At 54.4% G+C, this 25,907-nt stretch carries 21 protein-coding genes; 11 read left to right on the top strand and 10 right to left on the bottom strand.

The features are described from left to right. A partial coding sequence (locus AC221Y_RS05800) for an aminotransferase class III-fold pyridoxal phosphate-dependent enzyme (protein WP_486706941.1) occupies nt 1–633 on the bottom strand: 633 nt, incomplete at its 3' end. Between the two features lie 350 nt (nt 634–983). Here AC221Y_RS05800 and AC221Y_RS05795 point away from each other — a divergent pair. From AC221Y_RS05795 to pta, 6 genes are all read left to right on the top strand, one after another. Next, nucleotides 984–1,988, top strand: a complete 1,005-nt coding sequence (locus AC221Y_RS05795; protein ID WP_299757227.1) for a taurine ABC transporter substrate-binding protein — start codon at nt 984–986, stop codon at nt 1,986–1,988. 137 nt (nt 1,989–2,125) lie between these two features. Further along, a complete protein-coding gene (locus AC221Y_RS05790) occupies nt 2,126–2,932 on the top strand; it encodes a taurine ABC transporter ATP-binding protein (protein WP_299757231.1) in 807 nt (268 codons plus the stop codon). Further along, nucleotides 2,929–4,194 carry an ABC transporter permease gene (locus AC221Y_RS05785; RefSeq protein WP_299757233.1) on the top strand — a complete coding sequence of 422 codons (1,266 nt, stop codon included), beginning with the start codon at nt 2,929–2,931 and terminating at the stop codon, nt 4,192–4,194. The genes AC221Y_RS05790 and AC221Y_RS05785 overlap by 4 nt, the downstream gene beginning before the upstream one ends. Before the next feature lie 48 nt (nt 4,195–4,242). Further along, nucleotides 4,243–5,709 carry a MocR-like pyridoxine biosynthesis transcription factor PdxR gene (gene pdxR, locus AC221Y_RS05780; RefSeq protein ID WP_486706940.1) on the top strand — a complete coding sequence of 489 codons (1,467 nt, stop codon included), beginning with the start codon at nt 4,243–4,245 and terminating at the stop codon, nt 5,707–5,709. Nucleotides 5,710–5,810: 101 nt separating this feature from the next. Continuing rightward, on the top strand, nt 5,811–7,592 hold the full coding sequence (gene xsc / locus AC221Y_RS05775) for a sulfoacetaldehyde acetyltransferase (RefSeq protein WP_486706939.1): 1,782 nt from the start codon (nt 5,811–5,813) through the stop codon (nt 7,590–7,592). Nucleotides 7,593–7,624: 32 nt separating this feature from the next. Next, on the top strand, nt 7,625–8,632 hold the full coding sequence (pta, locus tag AC221Y_RS05770) for a phosphate acetyltransferase (protein WP_486706938.1): 1,008 nt from the start codon (nt 7,625–7,627) through the stop codon (nt 8,630–8,632). Between the two features lie 26 nt (nt 8,633–8,658). On the opposite strand, the gene AC221Y_RS05765 is transcribed toward pta, so the two are convergent. Further along, nucleotides 8,659–9,867, bottom strand: a complete 1,209-nt coding sequence (locus AC221Y_RS05765; protein ID WP_486706937.1) for a DegT/DnrJ/EryC1/StrS family aminotransferase — start codon at nt 9,865–9,867, stop codon at nt 8,659–8,661. A 537-nt stretch (nt 9,868–10,404) separates the two neighbouring features. On the opposite strand from AC221Y_RS05765, the gene AC221Y_RS05760 reads away from it, so the two are divergent. From AC221Y_RS05760 to AC221Y_RS05745, 4 genes are all read left to right on the top strand, one after another. Then, on the top strand, nt 10,405–11,454 hold the full coding sequence (locus AC221Y_RS05760; RefSeq protein ID WP_299754853.1) for a TRAP transporter substrate-binding protein: 1,050 nt from the start codon (nt 10,405–10,407) through the stop codon (nt 11,452–11,454). Between the two features lie 86 nt (nt 11,455–11,540). Then, a complete protein-coding gene (locus AC221Y_RS05755) occupies nt 11,541–12,344 on the top strand; it encodes a TRAP transporter small permease subunit (protein WP_299754855.1) in 804 nt (267 codons plus the stop codon). A 3-nt stretch (nt 12,345–12,347) separates the two neighbouring features. Next, the gene (locus AC221Y_RS05750; protein WP_299754857.1) at nt 12,348–13,784 is read left to right on the top strand and encodes a TRAP transporter large permease; all 1,437 of its coding nucleotides are present in this window, start codon (nt 12,348–12,350) and stop codon (nt 13,782–13,784) included. A gap of 410 nt (nt 13,785–14,194) precedes the next feature. Next, complete coding sequence (locus AC221Y_RS05745) at nt 14,195–15,799, top strand: serine/threonine-protein kinase (protein WP_486706936.1); 1,605 nt, start codon at nt 14,195–14,197, stop codon at nt 15,797–15,799. Between the two features lie 316 nt (nt 15,800–16,115). On the opposite strand, the gene AC221Y_RS05740 is transcribed toward AC221Y_RS05745, so the two are convergent. The 8 genes from AC221Y_RS05740 to AC221Y_RS05705 form a co-directional block, all read right to left on the bottom strand. After that, a complete protein-coding gene (locus tag AC221Y_RS05740) occupies nt 16,116–16,997 on the bottom strand; it encodes a PP2C family protein-serine/threonine phosphatase (RefSeq protein ID WP_299753788.1) in 882 nt (293 codons plus the stop codon). Then, nucleotides 16,994–17,377, bottom strand: coding sequence for an FHA domain-containing protein (locus AC221Y_RS05735; protein WP_486706935.1), 384 nt, complete (start codon nt 17,375–17,377; stop codon nt 16,994–16,996). The genes AC221Y_RS05740 and AC221Y_RS05735 overlap by 4 nt, the downstream gene beginning before the upstream one ends. A 558-nt stretch (nt 17,378–17,935) precedes the next feature. Beyond that, a complete protein-coding gene (locus AC221Y_RS05730) occupies nt 17,936–18,823 on the bottom strand; it encodes a carbohydrate kinase family protein (RefSeq protein WP_486706934.1) in 888 nt (295 codons plus the stop codon). Beyond that, nucleotides 18,820–19,878 carry an ABC transporter ATP-binding protein gene (locus AC221Y_RS05725; protein WP_299753785.1) on the bottom strand — a complete coding sequence of 353 codons (1,059 nt, stop codon included), beginning with the start codon at nt 19,876–19,878 and terminating at the stop codon, nt 18,820–18,822. Before AC221Y_RS05725 ends, AC221Y_RS05730 begins: the two co-directional genes overlap by 4 nt. 2 nt (nt 19,879–19,880) lie before the next feature. Then, nucleotides 19,881–21,365: an argininosuccinate lyase gene (argH, locus tag AC221Y_RS05720; protein WP_299753784.1), complete on the bottom strand. Its 1,485-nt coding sequence runs from the start codon at nt 21,363–21,365 to the stop codon at nt 19,881–19,883. Further along, nucleotides 21,362–22,243 (bottom strand): carbohydrate ABC transporter permease, encoded by an 882-nt coding sequence (locus AC221Y_RS05715; protein ID WP_486706933.1) that lies wholly within the window; start codon nt 22,241–22,243, stop codon nt 21,362–21,364. The genes argH and AC221Y_RS05715 overlap by 4 nt, the downstream gene beginning before the upstream one ends. Further along, nucleotides 22,244–23,131 carry a carbohydrate ABC transporter permease gene (locus tag AC221Y_RS05710; RefSeq protein ID WP_299753782.1) on the bottom strand — a complete coding sequence of 296 codons (888 nt, stop codon included), beginning with the start codon at nt 23,129–23,131 and terminating at the stop codon, nt 22,244–22,246. It abuts the gene before it with no gap. Between the two features lie 65 nt (nt 23,132–23,196). Beyond that, on the bottom strand, nt 23,197–24,453 hold the full coding sequence (locus tag AC221Y_RS05705) for an extracellular solute-binding protein (RefSeq protein WP_486706932.1): 1,257 nt from the start codon (nt 24,451–24,453) through the stop codon (nt 23,197–23,199). A gap of 196 nt (nt 24,454–24,649) precedes the next feature. Between AC221Y_RS05705 and AC221Y_RS05700 the strand changes: the two genes are divergently transcribed. Then, nucleotides 24,650–25,720, top strand: coding sequence for an ROK family transcriptional regulator (locus AC221Y_RS05700; protein ID WP_299753780.1), 1,071 nt, complete (start codon nt 24,650–24,652; stop codon nt 25,718–25,720). Nucleotides 25,721–25,907 lie beyond the last annotated feature (187 nt).

The following is a 25,907-nucleotide window of genomic DNA, read 5'->3' as shown; positions in this document are numbered from 1 at the left end:
CGTGATCACGCCGCCGCCCGCCGTCACAGGCTCAAGACACAGCGCGCCGACGGTGTCCGGCCCCTCGCGCAAAATGACCTCTTCGATCGCGTTTGCAGCCCGAATTCCATAGTCGGCCACGTCGCCGAATTGGCTGCGATACTCAAGACAATGCGGGACCTTCACAAACCCCGGCGCAAAAGGTCCGTATTGCGCATTTCGCTCGTTCTGACCGCCCGCCGACATCGTCGCCAGTGTTGAGCCGTGATAGTCGCGGTCCCGATATAGAATTTTGTATTTCTTGCCATCATAAAGCTTGTGCGAGATCTGACGCACCAACTTGAAGACTTTCTCATTCGCCTCAGATCCCGAGTTCACATAGTAGACGCGGCTCATACCCGGCATCTTGGAAATCAGCTTTTCTGCAAAAATCGATCCTGGGATCGACCCTGCCGAATTGGCAAAGTAGTTCATCTTCACCAACTGATCGCGCACAGCATTGGCGATACGCTCGCGGCCGTAGCCCACGTTCACAGTCCAGACGCCGCCCGACACACCATCAAGGTGTTCCTTGCCGTTTTGGTCCCAGACCCGCATCCCCTTACCTTCGACGATGATCCGCGGATCATTGGACTCAAGAGATTTATGCTGCATCAAATGATGCCAAAGATGCGCCCGGTCGGCCTCCACAACTTGGGTGAGGTCATTTTTGGTTATCTGCGTATTCACGGCGTTTCCCTCGCTTTAAATCGCATCCGAATGCGGCTTGACGGTTTGTTTTGCTTCATTCCAAAAATACACGTTAGGGCCAGTCGCTGTTCGGGTATAGAGCCAGTACAAGACTTTTGAAGAGAGCCTTCAGACCAGACTGAACGCAAAACTGGCCTTAAGCGCAACAAGATTACTGGACCTATGGGCTTCCATTTCTATCCGTCTATAGTGTCCCCCGGTGAATGAAATCGGGTCAAAAAACAAAAAACCCGGGAACCTCAGGGAAGAATAGTATGAAAACGAAAATCACTCTCGGCTGCACCGCAGCTGTCATGGCGATGATGGCCTCGGTCAACGTAGCCAAAGCCGCAGACGAGATCACAGTTGCGTATTTCCTCGAATGGCCAATGCCGTTTCAGTACGCCAAAGTGACTGGCGCTTACGATGAAGCAATGGGCATCAAGGTCAACTGGGTCAGCTTTGACACCGGCACAGCAATGTCCGCTGCAATGGCATCCGGCGACGTGCAAATATCCGTCAGCCAAGGTGTACCACCTTTTGTGGTTGCAGCCTCTGCGGGTCAGGACATCCAGATCGTCGACATCGCCGTGTCCTACTCGGACAACGACAACTGCGTCGTACGCACTGATCTTGAAATCGACAAGATGAGCGCAGGCGAACTAGCCGGCAAAAAAGTTGCTGTACCACTTGGCACCGCCGCACATTTCGGTTTCCTGAGCCAGATGGCCCACTTCGGCGTTGATGTTGCATCGCTGGAAGTTGTTGACATGGCGCCTGCGGAAGGAGCTGCTGCTCTTGCTCAAGGGGCGATCGACATGGCCTGTGGTTGGGGTGGCGCGCTGCGTCGCATGAAGGAAAGCGGTAACGTTCTCCTGACGGGAGCCGAAAAAGAAGAAATCGGCATTTTGGTGTTTGACGCCACGACTGCACCAGCGAACTTCATCGCTGAAGAAGGCGAATTGCTGGCCAAGTTCCTGAAAGTGACTGCAGATGCAAACGCAATCTGGAACGCTGGTGGCGCCGATGCCGACGCAATGATACCGGTCATCGCAAAAGACGCTGGTATGGATGAAACTGCAACAGCCGAAACGCTGGCAACCTTCAAGTTCCCATCCGTTGAAGAGCAGCTGGGTGCGGCATGGTTCGGCGGTACGGTTCAAAGCTCGATGAAAGGCGTTGCAGACGTTTTCGTTGCTGCTGGTTCCATTGACGGTGCGCTTGATAGTTATGCGCCAACGATCAACACAAGCGCGTTGGTTGCTGCAAACGCAATGTAATCGCAAAAACTATCGGCCCGGCGCAGGTTTTACTCGCGCCGGGCCTTTATCTTATGCACAGTAAATGATGTGCCGCCGGACTCGCTTTGCTCACAGCCCGGCCAGATGAAGATCAAAAATAATAAGGGAGCCCGATTATGTCTAGTCTTGTGCTCGACAATATTTCGATGCGGTTCGACTTGCCGAACGGCAGTCATGTGCAAGCCTTGCAGGATGTCTCTCTCGACATTCAAAGCGGCGAGTTGATGAGTGTTCTTGGCCCCTCGGGCTGCGGCAAAACCACTTTGCTGAATATTGTTGCAGGCTTCTTGGCCCCGACATCTGGGACCGTGCAGCTGAACGACCACGTCGTCACCGGCCCCGCGCAAGAACGTGGCATGGTGTTCCAAAAAGGTGCTTTGTTCGAGTGGATGGATGTACGCGAGAACGTGGCGTTCGGTCCGAAGATGAATAAGGTTCCCAAATCCGAATACAGTCCGAGAGTAGATCACCTTCTTGAGGTCGTCGGATTGGCAGACTTCAAAGACAAAGCGATCTATGAGCTATCCGGCGGCATGCAACAACGTGTTGCCCTAGCTCGCTGCCTTGCCAACGACCCCGACGTCATCCTCATGGACGAACCCCTTGGCGCCCTTGACGCGCTGACACGTGAAAAGATGCAGTCGCTGGTCCTTGATCTTTGGAAAGAGACAGGCAAGACGATCATTCTCATCACGCACTCGGTTGAAGAAGCCCTTTTGTTAGGAGAGCGACTTATTGTAATGGCCCCCCGCCCTGGGCGCATTCATAAGGAATACCGCCTGCCATTCGCAGAAATGGGCGTCGGCGCTGACTTGCGCGAAGTAAAACACCACACCGAATACAATGAGACCCGTGAGGAAATCCTCAACATGATCTGGGATATGGAAGATGAGATCATGGGTCGGTCGGAGGACGCGGCATGATCATTCTTTTAATCTATATCGCAATCTTTGTGGCTGCCTTCTTTGCAGTCCAGTTCGTGAACTCGCGCATGGATGCCTCACGAGACTTCACGTCTCTTAAAACCGTAACCTTCGGCGACGAAAGTGCGGTCACACCAAATCGCGCCGCGTCTTTCATCTCGGTTATAGCGATCTTTTTGATCTGGGCTGCCTTTACCGGTTCGAAACTAACTCCAATCCATGCGCCCGGCCCGTTCGTTGGCGACTCGTCCTTCAGCTACACGGTAAAAACGAGCGACGGACAAACCGACGACGCCGAAGTTTCCTTTCGCGTCTTCAGGGTTGGTCAAGAAGTCGAGGCCCTTGAAGTTGATCCAGGCGACGGGTTCGCGAAAAACGATAGTGACATTGTCGGCGCTTGGCGCTCGAAACTGATCCGCGTCGACGCAAACGATGAAATTGGCCGCAAAGAAGGAGCCGCAATCGTTGCGATCGATGGTAAAGCCATCGCGCCCGGCGAGGAAGTCTCGGTCGCTAGTGGCGCCGTTTCAATGACGTCCAAAGGCACACTCAACTACAAGCCTGCAAAGGGCTGGCAAATGGAGCCGATCTGGCTTCCATCTCCCGAAGCGGTTTGGGGCCGGCTTGTCAGCATCTCAAGCGAAGGGTACCAGAATTCGACGCTTATTGAGCACCTTGGGTTCTCGCTTTTTCGCGTTGTTGTTGGCTTTATCTTCGGCGCGCTCGTTGGTATCCCACTTGGATATGCGATGGGTCTCTCGGGTTGGTTCCGTGGTTGGTTTGATCCGATCGTTGAGTTTATGCGCCCTGTCCCACCTCTCGCTTTGATCCCGCTTGTGATTATTTGGGCTGGCATCGGTGAAACCGGCAAGATCATCCTTTTGTTCCTTGCAGCACTTTGGATCATGACCATCGCCGCCCGAGCGGGCGTGTCTGGCGTCAACATCACAAAGGTGCACGCGGCCTACTCTCTCGGCGCGTCCAAATGGCAGATCATGCGTTACGTGATCATGCCGAATTCGCTGCCGGAGATTTTCACCGGCGCGCGAGTTGCAATGGGCGTCTGTTGGGGCACGGTTGTGGCGGCAGAGCTTGTCGCTGCGGAAAAAGGCGCGGGCATGATGATCATGGTCGCCTCGAAGTTCCAGCTAACCGACATCGTGATCATGGGTATCATCCTGATCGGGGTCATTGGCTACGGCATCGACATCCTGATGCGCAAGGCCGAAGACTATCTCGTGCCTTGGAAAGGTAAGTCCTAAATCTGGACCTAGTATCTGGACCGATTCTCGTGCAGGATCGGTCCAGATATGGTCATACACCTCGACACATTCTTTCTGGAACCCGACCCCGACAGCACGCTGCAGCACCGGATCAAACGCGCAGTCGTGGAGGGTATCCTTTCCGGCCGTTACCGCGCTGGCGAGCGCATGCCATCCAGCCGGATGCTGGCCAAACATCTGAGCATCAGTCGGATAACAGTTACCATCGCCTACACGGACCTTGTGGCAGATGACTATCTCGTAGCCCGTGGTCGTTCGGGATATTTCGTATCGGAAACTGCCCCCAGCTCTCCCAATTTCGAACTGTCAAAAGACGAAACCGACGGCAGTTTCGACTGGGCTCGAGTTCTCAATCACCGCCCGCCGCCGGCTCGCACAATCACGCGCCCCGACGATTGGCAAAGCTACCCCTACCCGTTCATTTACGGACAATCCGACCAGTCGTTGTTCGACCATCAAAACTGGCGCCTTTGCGCGCTTCAGGCCCTCGGGCAAAAGGACTTCGCCGCGCTCACGTTGGATCAGTACGAGCGCGACGACCCGAAGCTGATCGAGTACATCCAACGCAACATTACTACGCGACGTGGCATTCGCGCCCGCCCCGAAAATATTCTTGTGACGATGGGCGCACAGAACGCCTTGTGGCTTACGGCGCAACTTCTTTTGACCCAGCGCCGGATCGCCGTGATCGAAAACCCCGGCTACCGTGGATTTCGAGAAATCCTTAGCGAAACGCGGTGCCACACGGTTGAAGTGGATGTCGATGAAGATGGCCTACCCCCCGACGCGCTTCCAGATCAGGTGGATGTGGTGTTCACCACGCCAAGCCATCACAGCCCGACAAATGCCAGCATGCCGTTGGATCGGAGAAAAGAACTGCTTCGCCTGGCTTCGGAAAAAGGCTTTGTTATTGTCGAGGATGACTACGAGTTTGAACTTGCGTTCAAACGTTCTCCATCGCCCACGTTGAAATCGCTCGATGGGGCGGGTTGCGTAGTCTACATCGGATCATTCTCGAAATCCTTATTCCCCGGCTTGCGACTTGGCTTTATGGTTGCTCCATCCGCGCTAATCGAACAGGCGCGCGCGCTTCGTTCGACCATAATGCGCCATCCGCCGTGGCATATCCAACGCAACGCCGCAAACTTCCTGTCGCTTGGGCACTACAATGCTCAGATCAACAGAATGCGGAAAGCCTACCAACGCCGCCGGCAGATTATGGAGGCGGCGATTGATGATTGCGGGCTCACCTATGCCGTTCCGGCCGTGTCAGGAGGCTCGTGTTTCTGGATGAAAGCGCCCGAAAGCGTCGACACCGAAGACCTTGCACTTGCTTTGCGTGCAAAAGGCGTTGTCCTCGAGCCAGGTCGAAGCTTTTATGCTCCGGGCAAGGGACCAAACAATCGCTACCGATTGGCCTATTCGTCGATTTCATCATCGAAGATTCAACGCGGTATCGAACTTATTGCCGAAGAGATCGCAAAACTGGACTGAGAGACACAGCCTCTCTGGCCCTACTGTGCGGTGCCGCTCGGACGCTAATTACATCGCGAACGCCTCCGCTCCGGAGGCCTGACTAATATGGGAGACCGTTCATGAAAATGACCACTGAAGAGGCCTTTGTTAAAGTCCTGCAACGCCACGGCATTGGCCACGCTTTCGGGATCATCGGCTCAGCAATGATGCCCATTTCAGACATTTTCCCAAAAGCTGGCATAAAGTTCTGGGACTGCGCGCACGAAGGCTCCGCAGGCATGATGTCGGACGGATACACCCGTGCCACCGGCAAGATGTCGATGATGATCGCGCAAAACGGTCCTGGCATCACGAACTTCGTCACCGCCGTAAAGACCGCCTACTGGAACCACACACCCTTGCTTCTGGTCACCCCGCAGGCCGCCAACAAAACCATTGGTCAGGGTGGCTTTCAGGAAGTCGAGCAGATGAAACTGTTTGAAGACATGGTTGCCTACCAGGAAGAAGTCCGCGACGCTTCTCGCGTAGTCGAAGTTCTGACACGTGTAATCAGTCAGGCCAAGCGTCTCTCCGGCCCTGCCCAAATCAACATTCCACGCGATTTCTGGACTCAGGTTATTGATGTCGAAATTGCCGATCCGATCGAATTCGAAGCGTCCTCGGGCGGTGAAAACTCGGTTGTCGAAGCAGCCTCTCTTTTGTCGACCGCCAAGAACCCGGTCATCCTGAACGGCGCCGGTGTGGTGCTTTCAGCCGGCGGGATAGATGCTTCTCGCCTTCTGGCCGAGCAGCTCGACGCACCCGTTTGCGTTGGCTACCAGCACAACGACGCTTTCCCAGGTTCGCACCCACTGTTTGCAGGGCCGCTTGGCTATAACGGCTCAAAGGCCGGGATGGAGTTGATTAAGGAGGCGGACGTAGTCCTCGCGCTTGGGACACGCCTTAATCCGTTCTCGACCCTACCAGGCTATGGCATTGAATACTGGCCAGTAAATGCAAAGATCATTCAGGTGGACATCAACCCCGATCGCATCGGCTTGACCAAAAAAGTCACCGTCGGTATCGTCGGCGACGCCGCGCGCGTGGCAAAAGGCATCCTTAAAAACCTCACAGATGGCGCAGGCGACGCAGGTCGTTCCGAGCGCAAAGCAAAGATCTCGGAAACTAAGTCGCGTTGGGCTCAGCAGCTGTCTTCGATGGATCACGAGCAGGACGATCCGGGGACCGACTGGAACGAGCGTGCGCGTAAATCCAAGCCAGATTGGATGAGCCCCCGCATGGCGTGGCGCGCAATCCAATCGGCGCTTCCGCGCAACGCGATCATCTCGTCCGATATCGGCAACAACTGCGCGATCGGCAATGCCTATCCTGACTTCGACGAGGGCCGAAAATACCTTGCTCCGGGTCTGTTTGGCCCTTGTGGATATGGCCTTCCGGCAATTGTTGGTGCAAAAATCGGCCGGCCCAGTGTTCCGGTCGTGGGCTTTGCCGGCGATGGCGCTTTCGGCATCGCAGTAAACGAGCTAACGGCGATCGGTCGCGGTGATTGGCCTGCAATCACGCAGGTCGTGTTCCGCAACTACCAATGGGGTGCGGAAAAGCGAAACTCGACCCTTTGGTTCGAGGACAACTTTGTAGGGACTGAGCTTGACGAGCAAGTCAGCTACGCTGGCATCGCGCGGGCTTGTGGCCTGGAAGGTGTCGTCGCGCGCACGATGGACGAGCTGACAGCAGCGCTGAACAAAGCGATCAAGGACCAGATGGAGCATGGCAAGACCACCTTGATTGAAGCCATGATCAACCAAGAACTTGGCGATCCGTTCCGCCGCGACGCGATGAAGAAGCCCGTTGCAGTCGCTGGCATCAGTGCATCCGATATGATCGAACAGATCGGCGCGTAAAGCGCCCTCATGACAAACAGGAAGTGTGCCGCATGTCAGTTCTGGATGATTTACACGCCCGAGCGGCGGCGCACTCCTCACGTATTGTCCTAAGCGAAGGCCACGACCCCCGGATCGTTGCCGCCGCAATTCAAGCCGTTGCATCGAACCTTGCATCTATTGTTCTCGTCGGTCCGGCAGAGGCGATCAGAGCCGAGCTTGTCGCCCAAGGCGGAACACCGAGCGATGCCTTGAAAATCGAAGATCCCGGAACATCGGCGCTAACGAAAGACGTCGCCGGCGCATTTTTCGAACTGCGTAAACACAAAGGGGTCACGCCCGAAAAAGCAGCCACGGAAGCGCAGAATCCTCTGATCTTTGCAGCCATGCTCGTTCGCCTCGGTCAAGCCGACGGCACCGTTGGCGGCGCTGTTGCCACAACGTCAGACACCGTGCGCGCGGCGCTTCAGGTTATTGGCAAAGCGCCCGACGCAGCCCTCGTTTCCAGCCTCTTTATTATGGTTCTGCCCGACGACCACCCGTCCGGTCGGACCGCCATGGTCTTTTCCGACTGCGGGCTCGTCATCGATCCCAGCGCTCTTGAACTGGCCACTATCGCAGCTCAGTCGGCCGACTCTTACGCCGCCCTGCTAAACGAAACACCTAGAGTCGCAATGCTGTCCTTTTCCACAAAAGGCAGCGCAAAACATGAGACGGTTAACAAGGTCTCAAAGGCAACTGACCTCCTCAGGGCACAGCGGCCTGACCTTGCAAGCGACGGCGAACTACAATTCGACGCAGCCTTCACCCCATCTGTCGGTGCCTCAAAGGCACCGGGCTCTGACGTGGCAGGGCAAGCCAATGTAATGATTTTTCCAAATCTTGACGCAGGTAACATCGGCTACAAAATCGCCCAGCGTATCGGTGGGTGCGCAGCAATCGGCCCGATCTTGCAAGGTCTTGCAAGACCAGCAAATGACTTATCGCGCGGTTGCACAGCCCAAGATGTGGTCAATATGATTGCTGTGACGGCCCTACAGGCCGAAAACAAAAAAATCTAATTACCCAATGGCTTGGGGCACAATTCTCACGCGTTAATCAAGCCGACTTCCTGCTCTAGCACATGCTGAAGAATACTGCCGATTTGAGCACAATCAACTAACGAGAAGCTCAAAGGCACACGCATGTCAAACAGCGTCAGCAAGATTTCATCGGTCGCGGGTAAAGACTGCTCCGCCATATAGCGCCAGCTTTTATGGTTTGAGGTGAAACCAAGTGGCTCCGGGGCCCCAAACCATTTCAGCTCGACCCCAAGTGTCGCTGCATGCGCGACAACCGCACGGCAAATGTCCTTATCTGCCGAAGGGAGACGAAACTGGAAAGAGGAACCAACCCGACGCACATCTGCAAGACCTTGGGGCAAAACCGCTCCCGGAACGTTTCGAAGCGCGCCAGCCAAAACGTCATGGCGCAAATTCCACCGCGAGACATTGCCATCCAAGCCTTCGATCTGCGGAATTAGAAGCGCGGCACGCAGATTATCAATCCGTGCTGACATGTTAGGCATCTCGTAACGCGTTGTTTTATATTCCGTTTCATCCGGTCCAGCTCCATGGCGCATGAAATTCATATAGCTGCCCGACAGCATCGTTGCACGCGCCGCAATTCTAGCGTCGTTGGTCGTGAGAAACCCACCCTCTCCAGAATTGATGTGCTTATAAGTTTGCGTCGAAAAACAAGCGACGTCCCCGTGGCTTCCCGAACGCGCGCCACCAAAAGTCGCTCCCATCGTGTGCGCGCAGTCTTCAACCAACATCAACCCCCGCGCCTTGCAGACCGCAAGTACGCGCTGCATGTCAGCAATGTGCCCGCGCATATGAGACAACAGCAGCACGCGCGCAGCTGATATTGCAGCCTTGCGGTCGAGGTCTTCGATATCAATCGTCAGGTTCGCGTCCGTTTCTACAAGAACCGACGTCGCCCCGACAGCTGCGACCGCTCCGGGAACTGGCGCAAGAGTGAAGGCGTTTGTCAGAACCGTATCGCCTGGCACCACGCCAACTGAACGAAGCGCGATTTGCAACGCTTGCCCCCCCGATGTCACCGCAAGACAATAATCCGCACCCTGCCATTCGGCATAGATTGCCTCAACCTGCTGCGCTTGCGGCACCTCTCCATCCGCAGCGCCATAGCGATGAAGGCGCCCCGAATTCAAGACCGCATTGACGCGCTCGAGCGCCGCGGCAGGGAGTGGTTCTTGCTGGGTAAAACTGCCCGTGAATTTCTCAATTGCCATCTTCGTCCTCACAAGAAGAATTTCATCCTAATACACGGTGTCAAACCAAGTATGAAGAGCGCCTATGGAGAGCGAAATACTGCACAAAATGGCAAATTGAACGTCACGCTTTTATCGTCGTAATTCTGCAGGCGAAGCGATCAAAACGCTCCCTTCAGCCACTCCTACAACAAAAGGCCGACACGCTGGAATGGCGCCAAGCATTAACGACAAAACTCTTTCATTCTGGGCTCCTGTTCAGGGCCACCTCGACAGCGGAAACATTGTCGACACTCAAAGCTAGAGCCCGCGCCAAAAAAACTGCTGAATAAATAGGCATTCGTGAGGTGGAGGAAGGCTTTAAGCTAAACTGCCGCGAGAGATGCGCCACAAATAGTAAAGATAGGGAAATTTTCCCTCACAAGTTGTGCATCGGTGCGACATGTATTAACTCCGCGAACACAATTAACTCGCAACGTGGCGCACTGGTCATGCTTCACAGCATAAATTCTTTGACCAATAAAGCCCGAAAAGGGCTGATATTCTGGGAGGAATACCATGAGAAACAAGACAATCGCGGCAAGTCTCGCTGCAGTTATGGCAACTAGTGGCGCAGGACAGGCGCAAGAAGTCATTGAAATGACATCAGCGTTTTCCCGCAACCTTCCGATTCTTGGTACCGCTGGCGTGGACTTTGTCGAGAAGATTAACAGCATCGCCTCCGACGTGGAGTTCGAACACTTTGATCCGGGCGAGCTTGTCCCAACTCTTGAAGCGCTCGACGCAGTGTCCAGCGGTTCCGTGGACGCAGCCTATACAACTTCAGGTTATTGGCAGGGAAAGATCACCGCCGCCTCGCTTTTTGCAGCCGTCCCTTTCGGTCCGGAAGCCGGTGAATTTCTTGCATGGATGCTTTACGATGACGGCCACGAGCTGTTCCAGCGCATGTATGACGAGAACGGCTACAACGTAAAAGTTCTGCCGTGCGGTATCATCGCGCCAGAGACATCCGGTTGGTTTAAAGAAGAGATCAAGTCGGTTGCAGACCTTGAGGGTCTGAACATGCGCTTCTTCGGGCTTGGCGCCGAAGTCATGCAGCGTCTTGGTGTTTCGACATCGCTTCTCGCAGCAGGCGACATCTTCCCGGCACTTGAGCGCGGCGCAATTGACGCAACCGAATTCTCGATGCCTCTGATCGACCAACGTCTTGGCTTTTACAATATTGCATCGAACAACTACTTCCCTGGCTGGCACCAGCCTGCGACGATGTTCGAACTGCTGATCAACAAAGATCGCTGGGAAGACCTTGATGAGAAGTCCCAAAAGCAGATCGAAATCGCATGTCTCGCCAACATCACCACCAACTACGCTGAAGGCGAGGCGGTGAACTTTGGCGCCATGAAGGTAAACGTTGAGGAAAACGGCGTTACCATCCGTCAGTGGCCGGATGAGATGCTGGCGGCATTCGAAAGCGCATGGGGTGAAGTTGCAGCAGAGCTTGCAGCAGAGGACCCTTACTTCGCAGAAGTCTGGGCCGACCTTCAGGAATTCCGCGAAGGCTACAAAGTTTGGAATGACAACATCTACCTGAAGCGTCCGCGCAACTGATAGCGACGACTTGAACTAACCATCAAAGGGGCGGCGCAAGGCCGCCCCTTTGTGCCGCGTATATGTCTTTGGGAGGAGATCGCATCATGGATACCGTAGAAGAACTCGTTGCTGTATCTGATCCCGGAGAGATTGGACGAGAAGAACACAATCGTGGCGACCGTTTTATCATCCAGGTCTCAAACATTGCGGCTTGGCTGTTTCCGATCCTGATGCTGGCGATTACCGCGCAAGTTATATTGCGCAATAATGGAATGAACCAAGCTTGGCTTGATGACCTGCAATGGTGGCTTTACGGAGCAGCCGTTCTGATGGGCGTCGGATACGCGGTGACGACCGACAGCCACGTGCGCGTCGATATCCTCTATGACAGTTTCCCGCCTGAAAAAAAGACACGAATCAACTTGTTCGCGCTTGGTTGGCTGTTTTTGCCGTTCATCATACTGTCTTGGGACGTTACCTACGACTACGCGCTAAGCTCCATCCGCGCCAACGAGGGCTCCGACAGCCCCAACGGCCTGCATGGCTTGTGGATACTGAAGGCCTTTATGAATGCGTCCTTTGTCTTTATTGGCATCGCTTGCTGGTCAGCCATTGTCCGCAATCTCACACGCCTGCATGAGCCAAAACTCTGGCGCCAACTTTGGGCTGCATTCCCCGCGACCTTTATGTTCGTCAACTTGTCTATTTACTACGGCCTCTATCTTATCATGTCGGCCTTCGCTGAAGAGGGAACCTCGGCGCGAGACATCGCCCGCGGACCGGCCTTTGGTGAAATCGAGTTCGGCAACTACGAGCTGACCTACACAGTTGCGGCAGCTTTGATCCTGACCCCAATCATTATCCTGGCTCTGCGTGCCAGGGACACATCGCGCAAGGCGGGATCGTAAGACATGTTTGAGTTTCTGACCCTGAACGAAATCGCAGTCATTGCGATGTTCATGACCTTCATCTGGATGCTGTTTCGCGGCATCCCGGTTGCCATGGCTCTGGTGGGGGTCAGTCTTGTTTTTGTTGTGATCGCCGAAGTCTTCCTCGATCCAAACCGCAGCTTCTTTCGCGGCATAATCGAATTCGATCGCACCGGCATCGATTACCAGAAACTTGGCGCGCTCTCGGGACGTATCTTCGGCAGCACGGTTAAAAACCCTGTTTTGGTCGCTTTGCCAATGTTTATCTTTATGGGCCTGATGCTGGACCAGTCAGGCGTTGCACAGCGCATGATGCATTCAATGCAAAAACTGTTCGGCGGATTGCGCGGCGGCTTGTCCCTGACGGTTCTTTTGATCGGCATCATCCTTGCCGCCTCAACCGGCGTTATCGGCGCATCTGTCACGCTGCTTGGCGTAATGGCCCTGCCCGCGATGATGGCGCAGAATTACTCCAAGCCGATCGCCACTGGAACTATCGCATCAGCCGGCACATTGGGCATTCTTATTCCCCCCTCAATCATGCTGGTGATCATGTCAGACCAGCTGGCCATCAGCCTTGGTGATCTGTTTATGGGCGCCCTTTTCCCGGGCCTCATTCTTGGCGGACTTTATATCACTTTCATCGTGATCTACGGCCTCATCAAACCCGACGCGATGCCTGCACCAGAGAAAACCGAGGAACTCGGCTGGACGGTGGTCAAAGAGGTTTTGAAAGCAGTTGTCCCTCCGATGATGCTTATCCTCCTTGTACTTGGATCGATCTTTGGCGGCATCGCAACTCCGACCGAAGCCTCCGGCCTTGGTGCCCTTGGTGCAACACTCTTGGCTCTTGGCAACCGCCGCCTGAACTTCAAGGTTTTGCGCGAAGTCAGCCGCTCGACGCTCAATACTTCAGGTTACATCGTCGGCATCTTCTTGGCGGCAAACTTCTTTGCCTTCATTCTACGTCGTTACGGCGGCGATGAAATCATCGAAGGTCTCGTATTGTCGGTATTTGATGACCCTTACATGATCATCCTTTTCATCCTGTTCATCATCTTCCTGCTCGGATTTCTTCTTGATTGGATCGAGATTACGATCATCATCATGCCATTGATGTTGCCGATTATTCAGGGCCTCGGCATCGAGAGCGATATACCAGACTTCAATCAGGTAGCAGAACCCGTGGTGACATGGTTCGCGATCTTGGTGGCCGTCACGTTGCAGACGTCCTTCTTGACGCCGCCGGTGGGCTTCGCGCTGTTCTACCTTAAGGGTGTGTGTCCTCCGGGCGTCACGATTGCCCACATCTACAAAGGCGTGATCCCATTCGTGCTGCTGCAACTCCTTGGATTGCTCATCGTCTTCGAATTTCCGGCGCTTGTGACGTGGCTGCCCTCTGTAGCCTATGGAAACTAGACGCACACGCTTAACGCGATTGCAATAATACTCTCCAGCGGCCCCAAAGCGGCCGCTGGAAAGACATCCCGAGCCTCAAAGGCAGGGTCAACATTACACCATAACCCATTGATATCTCTAGAATAACGTCCTGTGTCGCAGCCGGTTTTCACATTTTTGAGGAAGAGCGCACAGATGCAATGCCAATAGTTCCGGCAAAGCTCACGATCCGACAAACGCACTGTGGTCGTGCCAGCGGCAAGAACACACCCTCAGCCCGCCCAATTGTAATCACATTCTCTCCCTAAACGAGCATTAACCACGACGAAACGGCGCACCAGAACGCCAAAAATTCTTTCCCACGGGGAGCTGCGTCACTGCTACGAAATGAAGTCATAAATCTGAGTAATTTTCGCGAGAGTGACGAAAGATTGCCCGCCGATACCGGGGATGAATTGGCGCCTGGAACTGCGCTTTTGCGCGGCCAGTACACGATTGACGAATACCTAAACAGCGGCGGCTTCGGTATTACATATCGCGCCCGAGACAGCCTGGGACGCCCGGTCGTTATCAAAGAATGCTTCCCCGGCGTGATGTGTCGGCGCAAAGGCACAAAAGTGGCCGCCCGCTCAGCCGAATACACAAATGAACTCGCAGGCATGATCGAAGGCTTTGTATCCGAAGCCCACAATCTAGCGGCCCTCACCCATAAGAACATTGTGCACGTGCACCAGGTATTCGAGGAAAATGACACCGCTTATATGGCGATCGACTTTATCGATGGAATGGACCTGCTCGAGCGGATAGATTTCGATTTCGAGCGCATGACCGCAAGAGAAATTCTGCGTCTTACAAAGCGAATTTTGCCCGCCGTCCGATACATCCACAACATGGGCATGTTGCATCGCGATATTTCACCCGACAACATTCTGATAGATAAGACGGGCGAACCGATCCTGATTGATTTCGGAGCCGCACGAAAGACGGTGCCAAGCTCGAAGCGGGCGATTTCTCAGATGAAATTCGTCAAAGACGGCTATTCCCCGCAAGAATTTTACATCGCCGGAGCCGATCAGGGCCCCTGGAGCGACATCTATTCTCTGGCGGCCTCACTGTACCACGCGATCTCTGGCGAAGCGCCAGAAGACGGACAAAAGCGAATGTCAGCCCTCGCACAAAAGCAGCCCGACCCATATGTGCCGCTTGCAAAACGCATTCACGGCTATCCTCCGCGGTTTCTAGAAGCGATTGACACCGCGCTAAAGATCAACCCAAAAGACCGCATCCAGACCGCCGAGGAGTGGATGCGTCGGTTGGCAAACCGGCCCGCAAAATCCGAGACAAAGGTCAAGAAAATTGACGTCCATGCCAGCGTGCCAGCACCGGCTCCCGCACCCGGAAAGATTGAGAAACACGAAACTCTCCCAGACTTGAGAGAAATCAGCGTTCGTAGAGAAATGCTATCGGCCGAATGTGATGCCAAGCGCGGCAAGCCGGTGGCTTTGATCGGCGGTCTCGCAGTCGCTATCTTGGCAAGCGCCGGCATCGCTGGCTATTTGATGACCCAAGGCACCGTTGCGCAAGAACTTGTAATCGATCAAGAAACCCCTGCTGTTGTGGCGGAGGCGGTCCCAATGGCGCCCTACGCAACACCCGCTCTAATTGAACCTACCATTCCGACATTCCTGACTGAGAGCGTGATCCCATCAGACACTGACGCGCGCACTGCTAACGTGGAATGGACGGCTGCAGTGGCGTCGCCAGTCTTACTGCAAGGCGAACAGTCCGCAACGCTTCCACGCCTAGAGAGGCTTGTGACAGCTGCGCGCCCTCCACAAATTTCGTTCCCTACCGTATCCGAGGCAAGTTTCAGTTTTGTGTTTGCGGTCGCAGATACCAATTTTACGACAATGCAACGCGATAGCACTCCAACCGCAGTTGAGGGAATTACTGTCCTTTTCCGCGCGTCAGCGGAACCATCGCCGAGCATCGATACGCGACTACCTGCAAGACCTTGGCCGGGCTCAACTCGCTGAGCAACTAAGCCACCAACCACTGGCATTGGCCTCGCCGCTTGGGTTCGAGGGGGGCTTTGTATCTGGTCTCCAAAGAAGGACGCACGTGCGGCAACTACAGCAGTAAGATCCTCAGAGTCCGCGCGGTCAAAAGCACGCTCTGTCGATGCTCCATATGAAGTGTACAGGTATATTTGAAGGAAGACGTCCCTTCCACAATCTGACTTTGGGCCAAAAAATCAAAAGACTGGACCTGTGCGCAAACGCAAACGCAAACAAGCAAACGACGGGAATATTAGCAGGGAAAAAGTGTAAGAAGATAATTGAGCTATTTTACTTAACCTTCTCTTTGGAATGATAAAAGCCTTGTCTGAGACATACCACCAACAGCACGGCGGGATCGGTATTGTGGAAAAGCCGCCGCCGCCTGCGTACGGTTTACTTTGATAACCGAAACCGAAATATTATCCTGATCTGGGTCTTTCAATGCATTCACAGTAGTTAGCAACGCAAATGCAATCTCAGTACTCGAGCGTTCTTCGTTGTCGCTCACCACAGCCGAAATCTCGGCGTTGGTGAGCGATTGCAAACCATCGCTGGCAACCAAAACGATATCGCCTTCGCGAACATGAAACGGTTCTTGCGGACAATCAATCTTTGCCACGCTATCGCCAAGCAAAACCGAACGCAGGCAATTGCGGTCAGGGTGATGCAAGCCTTCCTCGGGGGAAAGAAGACCCTTCGCGACCATTCGGTCGATCTCGGGTGCCATCGAATGATCTTCGTTTAATTGCCACATAGCGCCATCGCGATGCAGGTACAAAGGCGAGTCCCCTACCGAGATCCAGTACAGTCGATCTTCTACAAGAAGCGGCGCGACCAATGTAGCGCCCATGCCGTAGTTGCGTGGATTTTCAGAGACGTAGTCGCGAATACATGCATTTGACGTCATCGCCGCACTTTTCAGAATTTCCGGAATATGCGCCTCATGCTTCTTCAAGTCAGAAAGCTTGAATTTCAACTCTGCAAAGACTTCTGTCACAAGAATGGAACTTGCGATTTCACCGGCAGCGTGGCCACCCATTCCGTCTGCAAGAACCACAAACCCTACATCCATTCCAGCTGGGAAGTCAGTGACGACCGCATCCTCCTGGATCTCTCTCATTCCCTGGCCAAGTGCTGTGGCAACATCAAAACGCGCATAAGCCTGCGAGGTCATTTCGATCCTCCTTTGTCTAGAATGGGCGCCCAGCTGAAATGATCGTCGCAAAATGCGGCGATCCGCAGGGTAGTTTTACCAATTGTAATTCGGTCACCATGTGACAGATCGGCTTTAACTTCGACGGTGACACCGTTCAATCGGACCCAATTGATACCTTCACCGTGGCTGATCTGAAAGCGATGCTGTGCAATGTCGTATGTAATATAAGCGTGGTTCAGTAGCGAAATCGTCTGATCCCCGAAGTCGAGACAAACGTCTTGAACTGCTCCGCGCCCAATGTGCGTCAACCCACTTTCCAAAGCAAACCAGTCGCCGATTCCGGGGCCCTCAATGATAACAAGCCAGCCAACCGGCCGGCGCACGCGACCAGAGCGCATCGTGTCAAATCCTTCAGACCGATTATTTGATCCACATTGTTCGCCTTCCGGTAAAAGGCGTGTCCTGACGCGCCCGCTACGGCCGTTCGGCCTCACCATTGGGCTGGTATTTTCGTGCTTAGCGCTTTCTGACTTGGGCGATTGCACATTTCCTTCAATCTCATTAAATTGAGTGATCTCAACAACATTGGATGAAACTTGCATGCGGCCTTGCCGTCCAGTTAGGCGAAAAGGCTCGGCATCCGGCGCGGGAACATCGCGTGCAAACAGCTTTCGCAGGCTCATAAAGATCGTCACGCCCAGAGCCTCGTCGCACATCTCAAGGCGAAATTCTGAACGGTGAATGTCTCAACCGGGCACAATCCGAACTTGGGGAGCGCGCAAAGAGCGCTTCTTATGCCATCGTCTTCTTGTACGATTGCTGCCATTCAGGGTTCCATTCAAAACCGGGTGTTTATTACCCTATTGCTCACTTTCTAAACAAAAAAAGTGGGCAAAACGGAGATGCATTTGAGTGCACTTTGCGGCCATATCAGCGTGGCAATCGCCTGTTAGCCGTTAATGAAAGCTTGGTTCAGCCAATTGCCCGTCCACCACTCCTGCCAATCCGCCGACACCACCTGCCGATTGAACTGACGCTGCGCCGCAGGCATTGCCTCTTTGAAGGCACAGCTGAAGAGAAGCACCTTTCAGCCATTGCGAAATGAAGCCGCCATTGAACGCATCTCCGGCACCAGTGGCATCCACAACGCGCAAAGGTTTGGTCGCTTCATGCACCCATTCTGATTGGCGCAACTTTCGCGCCCTGGCACCAGCTTTCCCATTCTTTACCACGGTTAAAGCAGCACATGTCTCCGGCACCCCAATGGCAAGCAATGCCTCCAACTCACGCTGATTGGGAAGAAAAACATCTACGGCAGCAATCAAATCCCGAACCTCAGGGCGAAATTCATCTTGCCAGCCGCAATCAAGCGAAATGGTCATCCCGCACCTGCGAGCGTGGTCAACCAAGTCCGGATTTTCCTCAAGTGTTCCAAGCTCGCCAATATGCAGATGGGAAAACGCTGACATCGCACCAGGATCAATCGGCGGAAGGGCCTGCCCGGAAGCCCGTGTCAAAAAAGCCCGATCTGACCCACAGGGTATGGCCACTGTGATCTGCGGATCTGCCCCCGCGGACGCAGGGCGGCACAGTTTTGATGTGACTTTGTGCGCCGCGAGTTGCGAAAGAACGGTGGAGTCGAACGGCGCGGCTGGAATAATGGAAAACTGCGACGCACGCTCTCCCAAGGCCGCAAGGGTTGCAGCGGTGATAAACGCACCTCCACCCGCATGCAGGGACACACCTTTGGCAAAAACTTCGGTCCCAAGCGTCGGCAACCGTGGCGTCCCTGTGAAGACGACATCGCAATAAAGCCGCCCGGCACAAAGGATCGCCGCGCTCATGTCCAAGCAATTCCGGTTTTAGCGTCAAACATATGCAAATGCTCGACGCCCGCGCCAAGATAAACCGTATCGCCAACCTTCGGGGGGCTACGCCCATCTGCCTTCGCGATGACCTCACCGCTTGGCGTTTCCACGTAGATGAGCGTCTCGGGGCCCAAAGGCTCAAGAACGGTGACCTGACCACTGATGATTGGGTTAATGTCGTCTGGGTGCAAATCGTCAGGGCGCACACCGATCAGGACATCGGAAACCTCGGGTATCCTGTCAAACTCCATAGCCACGCGCTGCCCGCCTTCAAGCGTCACCCCCCCATCGGTCACGCGTGCCGACAACATGTTCATCGAAGGCGCGCCAATAAACCGGGCGACGAAAGTATTTGCGGGCTTGTGGTAAACTTCGGCTGGCGTGCCGACTTGCTGGATATGACCATCTTTCATGATCACGATGCGGTCTGCCATGGTCATAGCTTCAATCTGATCATGGGTCACAAAGATGATCGTATTTCCGACCCGCTGATGCAGACGTTTTATCTCCAGACGCATCTGTGTGCGAAGTTGCGCATCAAGATTGGAAAGGGGTTCGTCAAACAGGAACACGGCAGGATCACGCACCATGGCCCGCCCAATGGCGACCCGTTGCCGTTGCCCACCTGAAAGCTGCGAAGGCTTACGCTCCAACAGGTCCACCATATCGAGAATACCAGCAACCTCTTGAATACGCTTTTCTTTGTCGGGCTTTGGCATCTTTGAAGATCGCAATCCGAACGCGATATTCTTTTTCACCGACATATGCGGGTAGATCGCATAGTTTTGAAACACCATCGCAATATCGCGCTCTTTGGGCTCAAGATTATTCACCTCGCGGTCGCCAATTTCGATGATCCCGCTTGTGGTCTCTTCAAGACCCGCGATCAGCCGCAAGGTCGTCGATTTCCCGCAGCCGGAAGGACCGACAAAGACCACGAATTCCCCATCCGCCACATCAAGCGAAATACCGTGAAGCACCTCGGTAGACCCGTAGGATTTCGTAAGCGAGCGTAAGGCAAGATTGGCCAAGGTCAGGTCTCCAGAATGGACGTGAATGCCGTGTCGAGACGCCTGGCAGCACTGTGAATACGGTCGACACGCACGCGCTGCGCCGCACCGATAGCGTTCAATTCTTCGCCGTAGTGCGACAAGGCCTGCGCCAAAGCCTCTGGCGCCGGCCCTCCAATGCAGTTGCGCACAGCAACGAAGTTTTCAGCCGACGTCACGCGGCGGAAATCCGGCTCGCCCATTGCCGGGCCCTGCCCGACCTCGGCGCCAAAGGCGGCCGTGAAGGCTTCGAACCCATCTCCAAGCGGGATGGACTGCGCAATGACCACACGCGCAGTCTTTGCAGCGATCTCATGGGCCTGACGAAAAGTAAGCCCCTCCTCGCGCACCAGAGTATCTGCAAGTTCGGTGATCGTGATACAGGCCGCATCCGTATTGCGCCGCACGTTCGTTTCGTTGATTGAACATGCTGGCAAAAATGCCGTCAAAAGGTCGATGACCCGCCGCCCGCTTTCAAACGCTTCATAGCCCACCTGCTGAACCTCGCCCTCGCTGTCGTTCATGTCCGTAAACGGCGTATTGTGCATCGTGTTCACAACCATATCGCACCGACCAACAGTAACGGACGACAGGTGGCGCATATGCTCAATCGGTACCGGATTGCGCTTCTGCGGCATGATCGAACTTATCTGAACAAGAGAATTAGGCACGTAAAGCTGCCCGACCTCAAAGCTTGACCAGAACGCCATGTCCTGAACGACGCGCCCGAGATGAAGGAAGACCAGCTTCATCGCACTATAAAGCCCGGTCACATAGTCCACAGACGCGATACAGCCATAGGAATTGACCAGCGGCCCCTCAAATCCAAGAAGGTTGGCCATCCGCCTGCGGTCTATGGGAAAACCGGACGTCGTGATTGCTGCTGCCCCCATTGGACAATGCCCCAGATTTTCAATCGCAGCGGAAAGACGCGCCGCATCGCGGTTTACGACCTCGATGATCGCACCGAGGTAGTGACCAAACGTCGTCGGCTGTGCGGGCTGGCCATGCGTAAAAGCCACGATTAAAGTGTCCGCTTCCGCCTCTGCTTTTGCAACCAGTGCATTAGACAGCCCGACAATCCCTGAAAGCAAGCCCTCTGCTTTAGTGCGAAGAACCATCTTAAACAGCGTATGGTCCATATCATTGCGCGAGCGTGCAGTGTGAAGTGCGCCGCCTAAGTCACCGAGACGGCTCCGCAATTCTGCTTCGACGTAGAAGAAATAATCCTCGAACTCACCAGTGTAAGTCAAAGCGCCAATATCGGTCGCAGCCTCAACATCACGGAGCGCTACAGCAATTTTTGCCCCGTCGTCCGTCGACAAAATGCCGGTCTCAATCAACATCACCAAATGGGCCCGATTGATCGTCGCCATGTGGCCTGCATAATGCAATTTGACGCCCTCAAACAAAGGCGCAAGAACCGTCTCCTTGTAGGTCGGATCAGGGAAAACGCTTGTGTCTGTCATCCCTTCAATCCAGCCATAACGACACCGCGGATGATGAACCGCTGGAAAACCAGAAAAACAACCAGCGTCGGAATTGTGCTGACGGCCGCCCCGGTCATGATCAACTCCCACGCCACATCGGCCTCGTCGCCAAAGCCCGACAGGCCCACTGGTATCGTATACATATCAACTGAGTTGGTAACGATCAGAGGCCACAGGAACGCCGTCCAGTTGCCAAGGAACACAAAGATCGCCAAGGCGGCCAAAGCCGGCTTCACCAATGGCATCGCCACGGTCCACCAGATTTGTAACTCATTGAGCCCGTCGATGCGCGCCGCCTCAATGAAATCATCTGGGACACTCTCGAAGAATTGCTTCATCAAAAACGTGCCAAATGCCGTCATCATTCCCGGGAACATGATCCCCCAATAACTATCAAGCCACCCGAAACTCTGACTCATTAGATACCACGGGATCACCAGCATTTCGGTAGGGATCATCAACGTGGACAGGATCGCGATGAAGACAATCTGTCGTCCAGGAAAGCGAAACTTACATAGCGTGTAGCCAACCAGCGAGTCAAAAAGGAGGTTCGAGATCGTCGTCAGCGTGGCGATAATAATCGAATTTAAGAACCACCAATAAAACCGACCGTCCTCAAGAACGAAGGTATAGTTCTCGATTGTCGGCTCTTCGGGGATCAGATTGACGTTATAGACTTCGTGCGGCCATTTCAGCGACGTCGAGATCATGTAGGCAATCGGCATGACCATCAAAATGCCGCCGAAGAAAAGCACCAACCAGCGAATTATCTGCCCCATATTGCGCGGCTTGCGCGCGGGTTGCACGTTCAACAGCGCATCTGAAGAGGCGCGCGGAATATCTGAAGCCGCAACCATTTAGTTGCTCCTCAACAAGCGAAGCTGGATAAGCGAGACAATCAGCAAAATGGTAAATAAGACAACGGTCTGCGCGGCCGCATACCCCATGTCGAACCCATTGAACGCCGTGTCGTAGATCATCAGCACAAGCGGCTTCGTCGAATTCAAAGGACCGCCCGGATTGTTCGTCGTCATATTGAAGACGTGGTCAAATATGCGCAAAAAGCCGATGGACGAAAACACCACGATGAACACGATTGTCGGGCGCAAAAGCGGCAGTGTGATCTGCGTCAAGATTGTCCACCATCCGACCCCGTCAATCTTTGCAGCCTCGTAATAGCTTGTTGGAATGGCCCGAATTCCAGCCATGAAAATAATCACCTGAAACCCAAGCCCGGCCCAAACCGCTGGCGCCAACACAGACGGCAAAGCGTTGGTGGTTGAGTTCAAAAAACTGATCTGCGGAATTCCGAAACCCGCCAGAATGTTGTTGAACAATCCAACCGGTACATCCTGGTAAAACCAGCGCCAAACCCAGGCCATCGCAACCGCGCTTGTCATGAATGGCAGGAAATACAGCATCCTGAGGAATCCGTGCATAAACCTCAACTTATCAAGGTGATACGCAATCAAAAACGAAAGAACGAGGCTGAATGGTGTACCGATCAGCAGATACAAAAATGTATTCTGAAAGACTTTCCAGAAGGTTGGATCATTCCAAAGCTTCTCGTAGTTTTCCAGCCCCGCCCAGGTCCGATCTCCAAGAAGATTCCAGTTCTGAAAGCTGATCAGAATGGCATTCCCCGTCGGGTAAAACCTGATCACCACATAGAAAATCACTGGTAGAGCCAGGAAGCTCCAGGCCCAGACGATCTGCTTCTGGCGAATGGTGAGATTGCGATACATTGATGTCGCCCTTAGGGGTCGATAACGCCGCCCCGATCATCAAGACCGGAGCGGCAAGAACAGCATCAGTCGCTGTAATATTCGTCGAGGATCTTCTGCTCAGCTTCGGCGGCAATTGCGATACTGTCTTCGACGCTCATATCCTGAAGCTGGATACGCTCAACCATTTCAACCATTAGCTGGCGCTGCGCACTTTCGTTAGCGAATTTGGTTGTGTTGGCATAAGCCAGACCACGGATGAACGGTCCATAAACATCGTTGTTCGCATTTGCCTCAGTCAGACCAACCGATGGTTTCGCCGGCAGTTCGCCAACGACATCAAGCCAGATCTGCATCGCCTCATCCGAGGTGATGTATTCCATGAACTTCACTGAAGCATCATACTTTTCGCCCTCGGCCTTCGTGGTGATCGCGTTCACCCAATAGGACGAATAGTTCGATCGCGTGCCATCGGCAGTCGCCGGAAGCTCGGTTACGCCCCACTCAAGACCGCGTGTTTTATCAAGCGATCCAATCCGGAACGAGCCATCAATATGCATGCCCGCACGACCCGCTTTGAAGGCGGCTTGTGGTTCATCCATAAAGCCGATTGCCGAAACAGGGTTTTCGCCTTCAAACAGGTTTGTGTAGAACTCAAGTGCCTTCACGCCCGCTTCCGAATTGTAATTCACTGTTTGATAGTCGTTAGTGTAAGGCTCGCCGCCCATCTGACGGATCAGACCTTCGCGCCACCAGTGGTGATCTTGCGCGGTCATACCCGCCGTAACACCAACCTGAGTGATGTTGCCGGCGCCATCGAATTTCGTCATCGCAGCGGCTGCGGCTAAAAACTCTTCCAAATTTGTCGGCGGCTCAACACCGGCCTCTTCCATTAGACGCTTGTTGTAAAACAGGGCAAGCGATCGAACTGCCGTCGGCAAGGCCCAATAAGCATCGCCGTCCTTCATGGCCTGAACCATCGGGAAGAACTCTTCATCCACCATTGACGGCGGGAAAGTGTCGGCAGGAAGTGGCTGGATCAATTCAGCTTTCACGTAATCGTTCAACCATCCGTAAAACAACTGTACGACGTCAGGCCCCTCACCCGCTGGAATTGCCGCGGCAACTTTGGTGCGATAATCGGCATACGGAAAATGCGTCATCGTCACGGTAATATCCGGGTTCGCTGACTGGAAATTCTCAATCAACTGCTCCATCGCTGTGACACGAGCATCGAAGAAATACTGCCAGTACTCAATTTCGACCGCGTTGGCGGCGCTTGCGAACAAGGCCGTCGCCGAGGTCAGGCCAGCTGCGACCATGCCCTTAAAATGCTTTTTCATTGCATAACTCCCTAGATGGCAACTTTTGATTTTGTGACTCCTTCCTCCCGATTAACTCAACCAGATTGATTATTCAAATTATTTGAGTTAATCCGCGACTATGTTTCAGCACGCCCCCCTCCAAGGCAGCAATGCCGAGCGCTCACGCCACCAAAACCGGCAAGCCGTTCTGGGACAAATCCATCGTCAAGGCACCATGGGACGCGCGGAAATTGCCCGCGCTTTGTCCCTTTCAACCCAAGCCGTCAGCAACATCATTGCGGATCTTTCGGGCGACGGTCTATTGATTGAACGCGGGCACCTCAACGTTGGCCGCGGCCAACCCGCCAGACAATATGCGTTGAACCCAAAGGGTGGTTTCGCGCTTGGGATCGAAGTCCGACCAGATGCCGTCTTGTCAGCTCTTCTCAACATGGAAGGCCAAGCGGCCGTAACCAAGCGCGTCGCCCTGCAAAAGACAGACCCAGGCACAATCGTCGATACGGTCAAAACACTCTTTCACCATGCTCTAGCCGACGTGCCCAATGCCCGTCGCCGCATGCTTGGCGCCGGCATTGTCATGCCCGGTCCCTTCGGTGCGACTGGCATTGCAGGCCATGGCACGGGACTTGAAGACTGGTGCGACGTCGACCCAACCACACTCTTTTCCGATGCCCTCGGTCTTCCCGTCGAGGTCAGCAATGATGCCAATGCCGCCGCCATGGCCGAACGCCTCAGCGGTGCTGCGCAAGATCTTTCCACCTATGCCTACCTCTACTTTGGAGCAGGTCTCGGGCTTGGCCTTGTCAGCGGCGGCCACCTTGTTCAGGGCGCGTTCGGCAATGCAGGCGAAATCGGCCACATCCCTGCGCCCGGCTGCCGCGACAATCTCGAAAGCGCGCTCAGCCGTTCGTCGGTTCAAAGACATCTGCAGAGGGTCGGCAAAAAGGGCGACGATATCGAAGCACTAGATGAGCTTTTTACCCACGAAGACAACGACCTGTACGACTGGCTTAATCAAGCCACCGAGGCTCTCGCCTATGCAGTTACGATCGTTGAGAATATTTTTGATCCGGAAACGGTGATACTTGGCGGCGCAATGCCAGACCAGATCCTCAACCACTTCGTCGCGCACACGCTGCTTCCTGCCCAATCAGTCTCAAACCGCCCCAACCCCAAACTACCCCGCCTTCAACGCGGCACATCGGGGCGAATGACAGCGACACTCGGCGCCGCGGCCCTTGTCCTTCACCGAACGCTTTCGCCACAAATCGCCCACGCCCACTGATCGGACCACCAACAATGCCTCTCAAAGAAAGTGCCCGCATTGCGACAGACCAGGGCGCCCCGCGCATCCTGGACCTTTGGAGGGCCCTGACCGCGTTGCGCAGTATCGTGTCATTCATGAACACCGGGGCGCACCCCGACGACGAAACATCAGCCATGCTTGCAGCCCTGCGTTTTCGCGACGGTAT

The sequence above is a fragment of the Boseongicola sp. genome (assembly GCF_057460485.1).
Note: the sequence above shows the minus strand (reverse complement) of the source record. Positions and strands in the feature narration are given on the sequence as shown.

What these genes read in the sequence shown, in the direction of transcription:
- AC221Y_RS05795 (WP_299757227.1), top strand. Translation starts at nt 984, where the DNA reads ATGAAAACGAAAATCACTCTCGGCTGCACCGCAGCTGTCATGGCGATG.
- AC221Y_RS05790 (WP_299757231.1), top strand. Translation starts at nt 2,126, where the DNA reads ATGTCTAGTCTTGTGCTCGACAATATTTCGATGCGGTTCGACTTGCCG.
- AC221Y_RS05785 (WP_299757233.1), top strand. Translation starts at nt 2,929, where the DNA reads ATGATCATTCTTTTAATCTATATCGCAATCTTTGTGGCTGCCTTCTTT.
- pdxR (WP_486706940.1), top strand. Translation starts at nt 4,243, where the DNA reads ATGGTCATACACCTCGACACATTCTTTCTGGAACCCGACCCCGACAGC.
- xsc (WP_486706939.1), top strand. Translation starts at nt 5,811, where the DNA reads ATGAAAATGACCACTGAAGAGGCCTTTGTTAAAGTCCTGCAACGCCAC.
- pta (WP_486706938.1), top strand. Translation starts at nt 7,625, where the DNA reads ATGTCAGTTCTGGATGATTTACACGCCCGAGCGGCGGCGCACTCCTCA.
- AC221Y_RS05765 (WP_486706937.1), bottom strand. Translation starts at nt 9,867, where the DNA reads ATGGCAATTGAGAAATTCACGGGCAGTTTTACCCAGCAAGAACCACTC.
- AC221Y_RS05760 (WP_299754853.1), top strand. Translation starts at nt 10,405, where the DNA reads ATGAGAAACAAGACAATCGCGGCAAGTCTCGCTGCAGTTATGGCAACT.
- AC221Y_RS05755 (WP_299754855.1), top strand. Translation starts at nt 11,541, where the DNA reads ATGGATACCGTAGAAGAACTCGTTGCTGTATCTGATCCCGGAGAGATT.
- AC221Y_RS05750 (WP_299754857.1), top strand. Translation starts at nt 12,348, where the DNA reads ATGTTTGAGTTTCTGACCCTGAACGAAATCGCAGTCATTGCGATGTTC.
- AC221Y_RS05740 (WP_299753788.1), bottom strand. Translation starts at nt 16,997, where the DNA reads ATGACCTCGCAGGCTTATGCGCGTTTTGATGTTGCCACAGCACTTGGC.
- AC221Y_RS05735 (WP_486706935.1), bottom strand. Translation starts at nt 17,377, where the DNA reads ATGCGCTCTGGTCGCGTGCGCCGGCCGGTTGGCTGGCTTGTTATCATT.
- AC221Y_RS05730 (WP_486706934.1), bottom strand. Translation starts at nt 18,823, where the DNA reads ATGAGCGCGGCGATCCTTTGTGCCGGGCGGCTTTATTGCGATGTCGTC.
- argH (WP_299753784.1), bottom strand. Translation starts at nt 21,365, where the DNA reads ATGACAGACACAAGCGTTTTCCCTGATCCGACCTACAAGGAGACGGTT.
- AC221Y_RS05715 (WP_486706933.1), bottom strand. Translation starts at nt 22,243, where the DNA reads ATGGTTGCGGCTTCAGATATTCCGCGCGCCTCTTCAGATGCGCTGTTG.
- AC221Y_RS05710 (WP_299753782.1), bottom strand. Translation starts at nt 23,131, where the DNA reads ATGTATCGCAATCTCACCATTCGCCAGAAGCAGATCGTCTGGGCCTGG.
- AC221Y_RS05705 (WP_486706932.1), bottom strand. Translation starts at nt 24,453, where the DNA reads ATGAAAAAGCATTTTAAGGGCATGGTCGCAGCTGGCCTGACCTCGGCG.
- AC221Y_RS05700 (WP_299753780.1), top strand. Translation starts at nt 24,650, where the DNA reads ATGGGACGCGCGGAAATTGCCCGCGCTTTGTCCCTTTCAACCCAAGCC.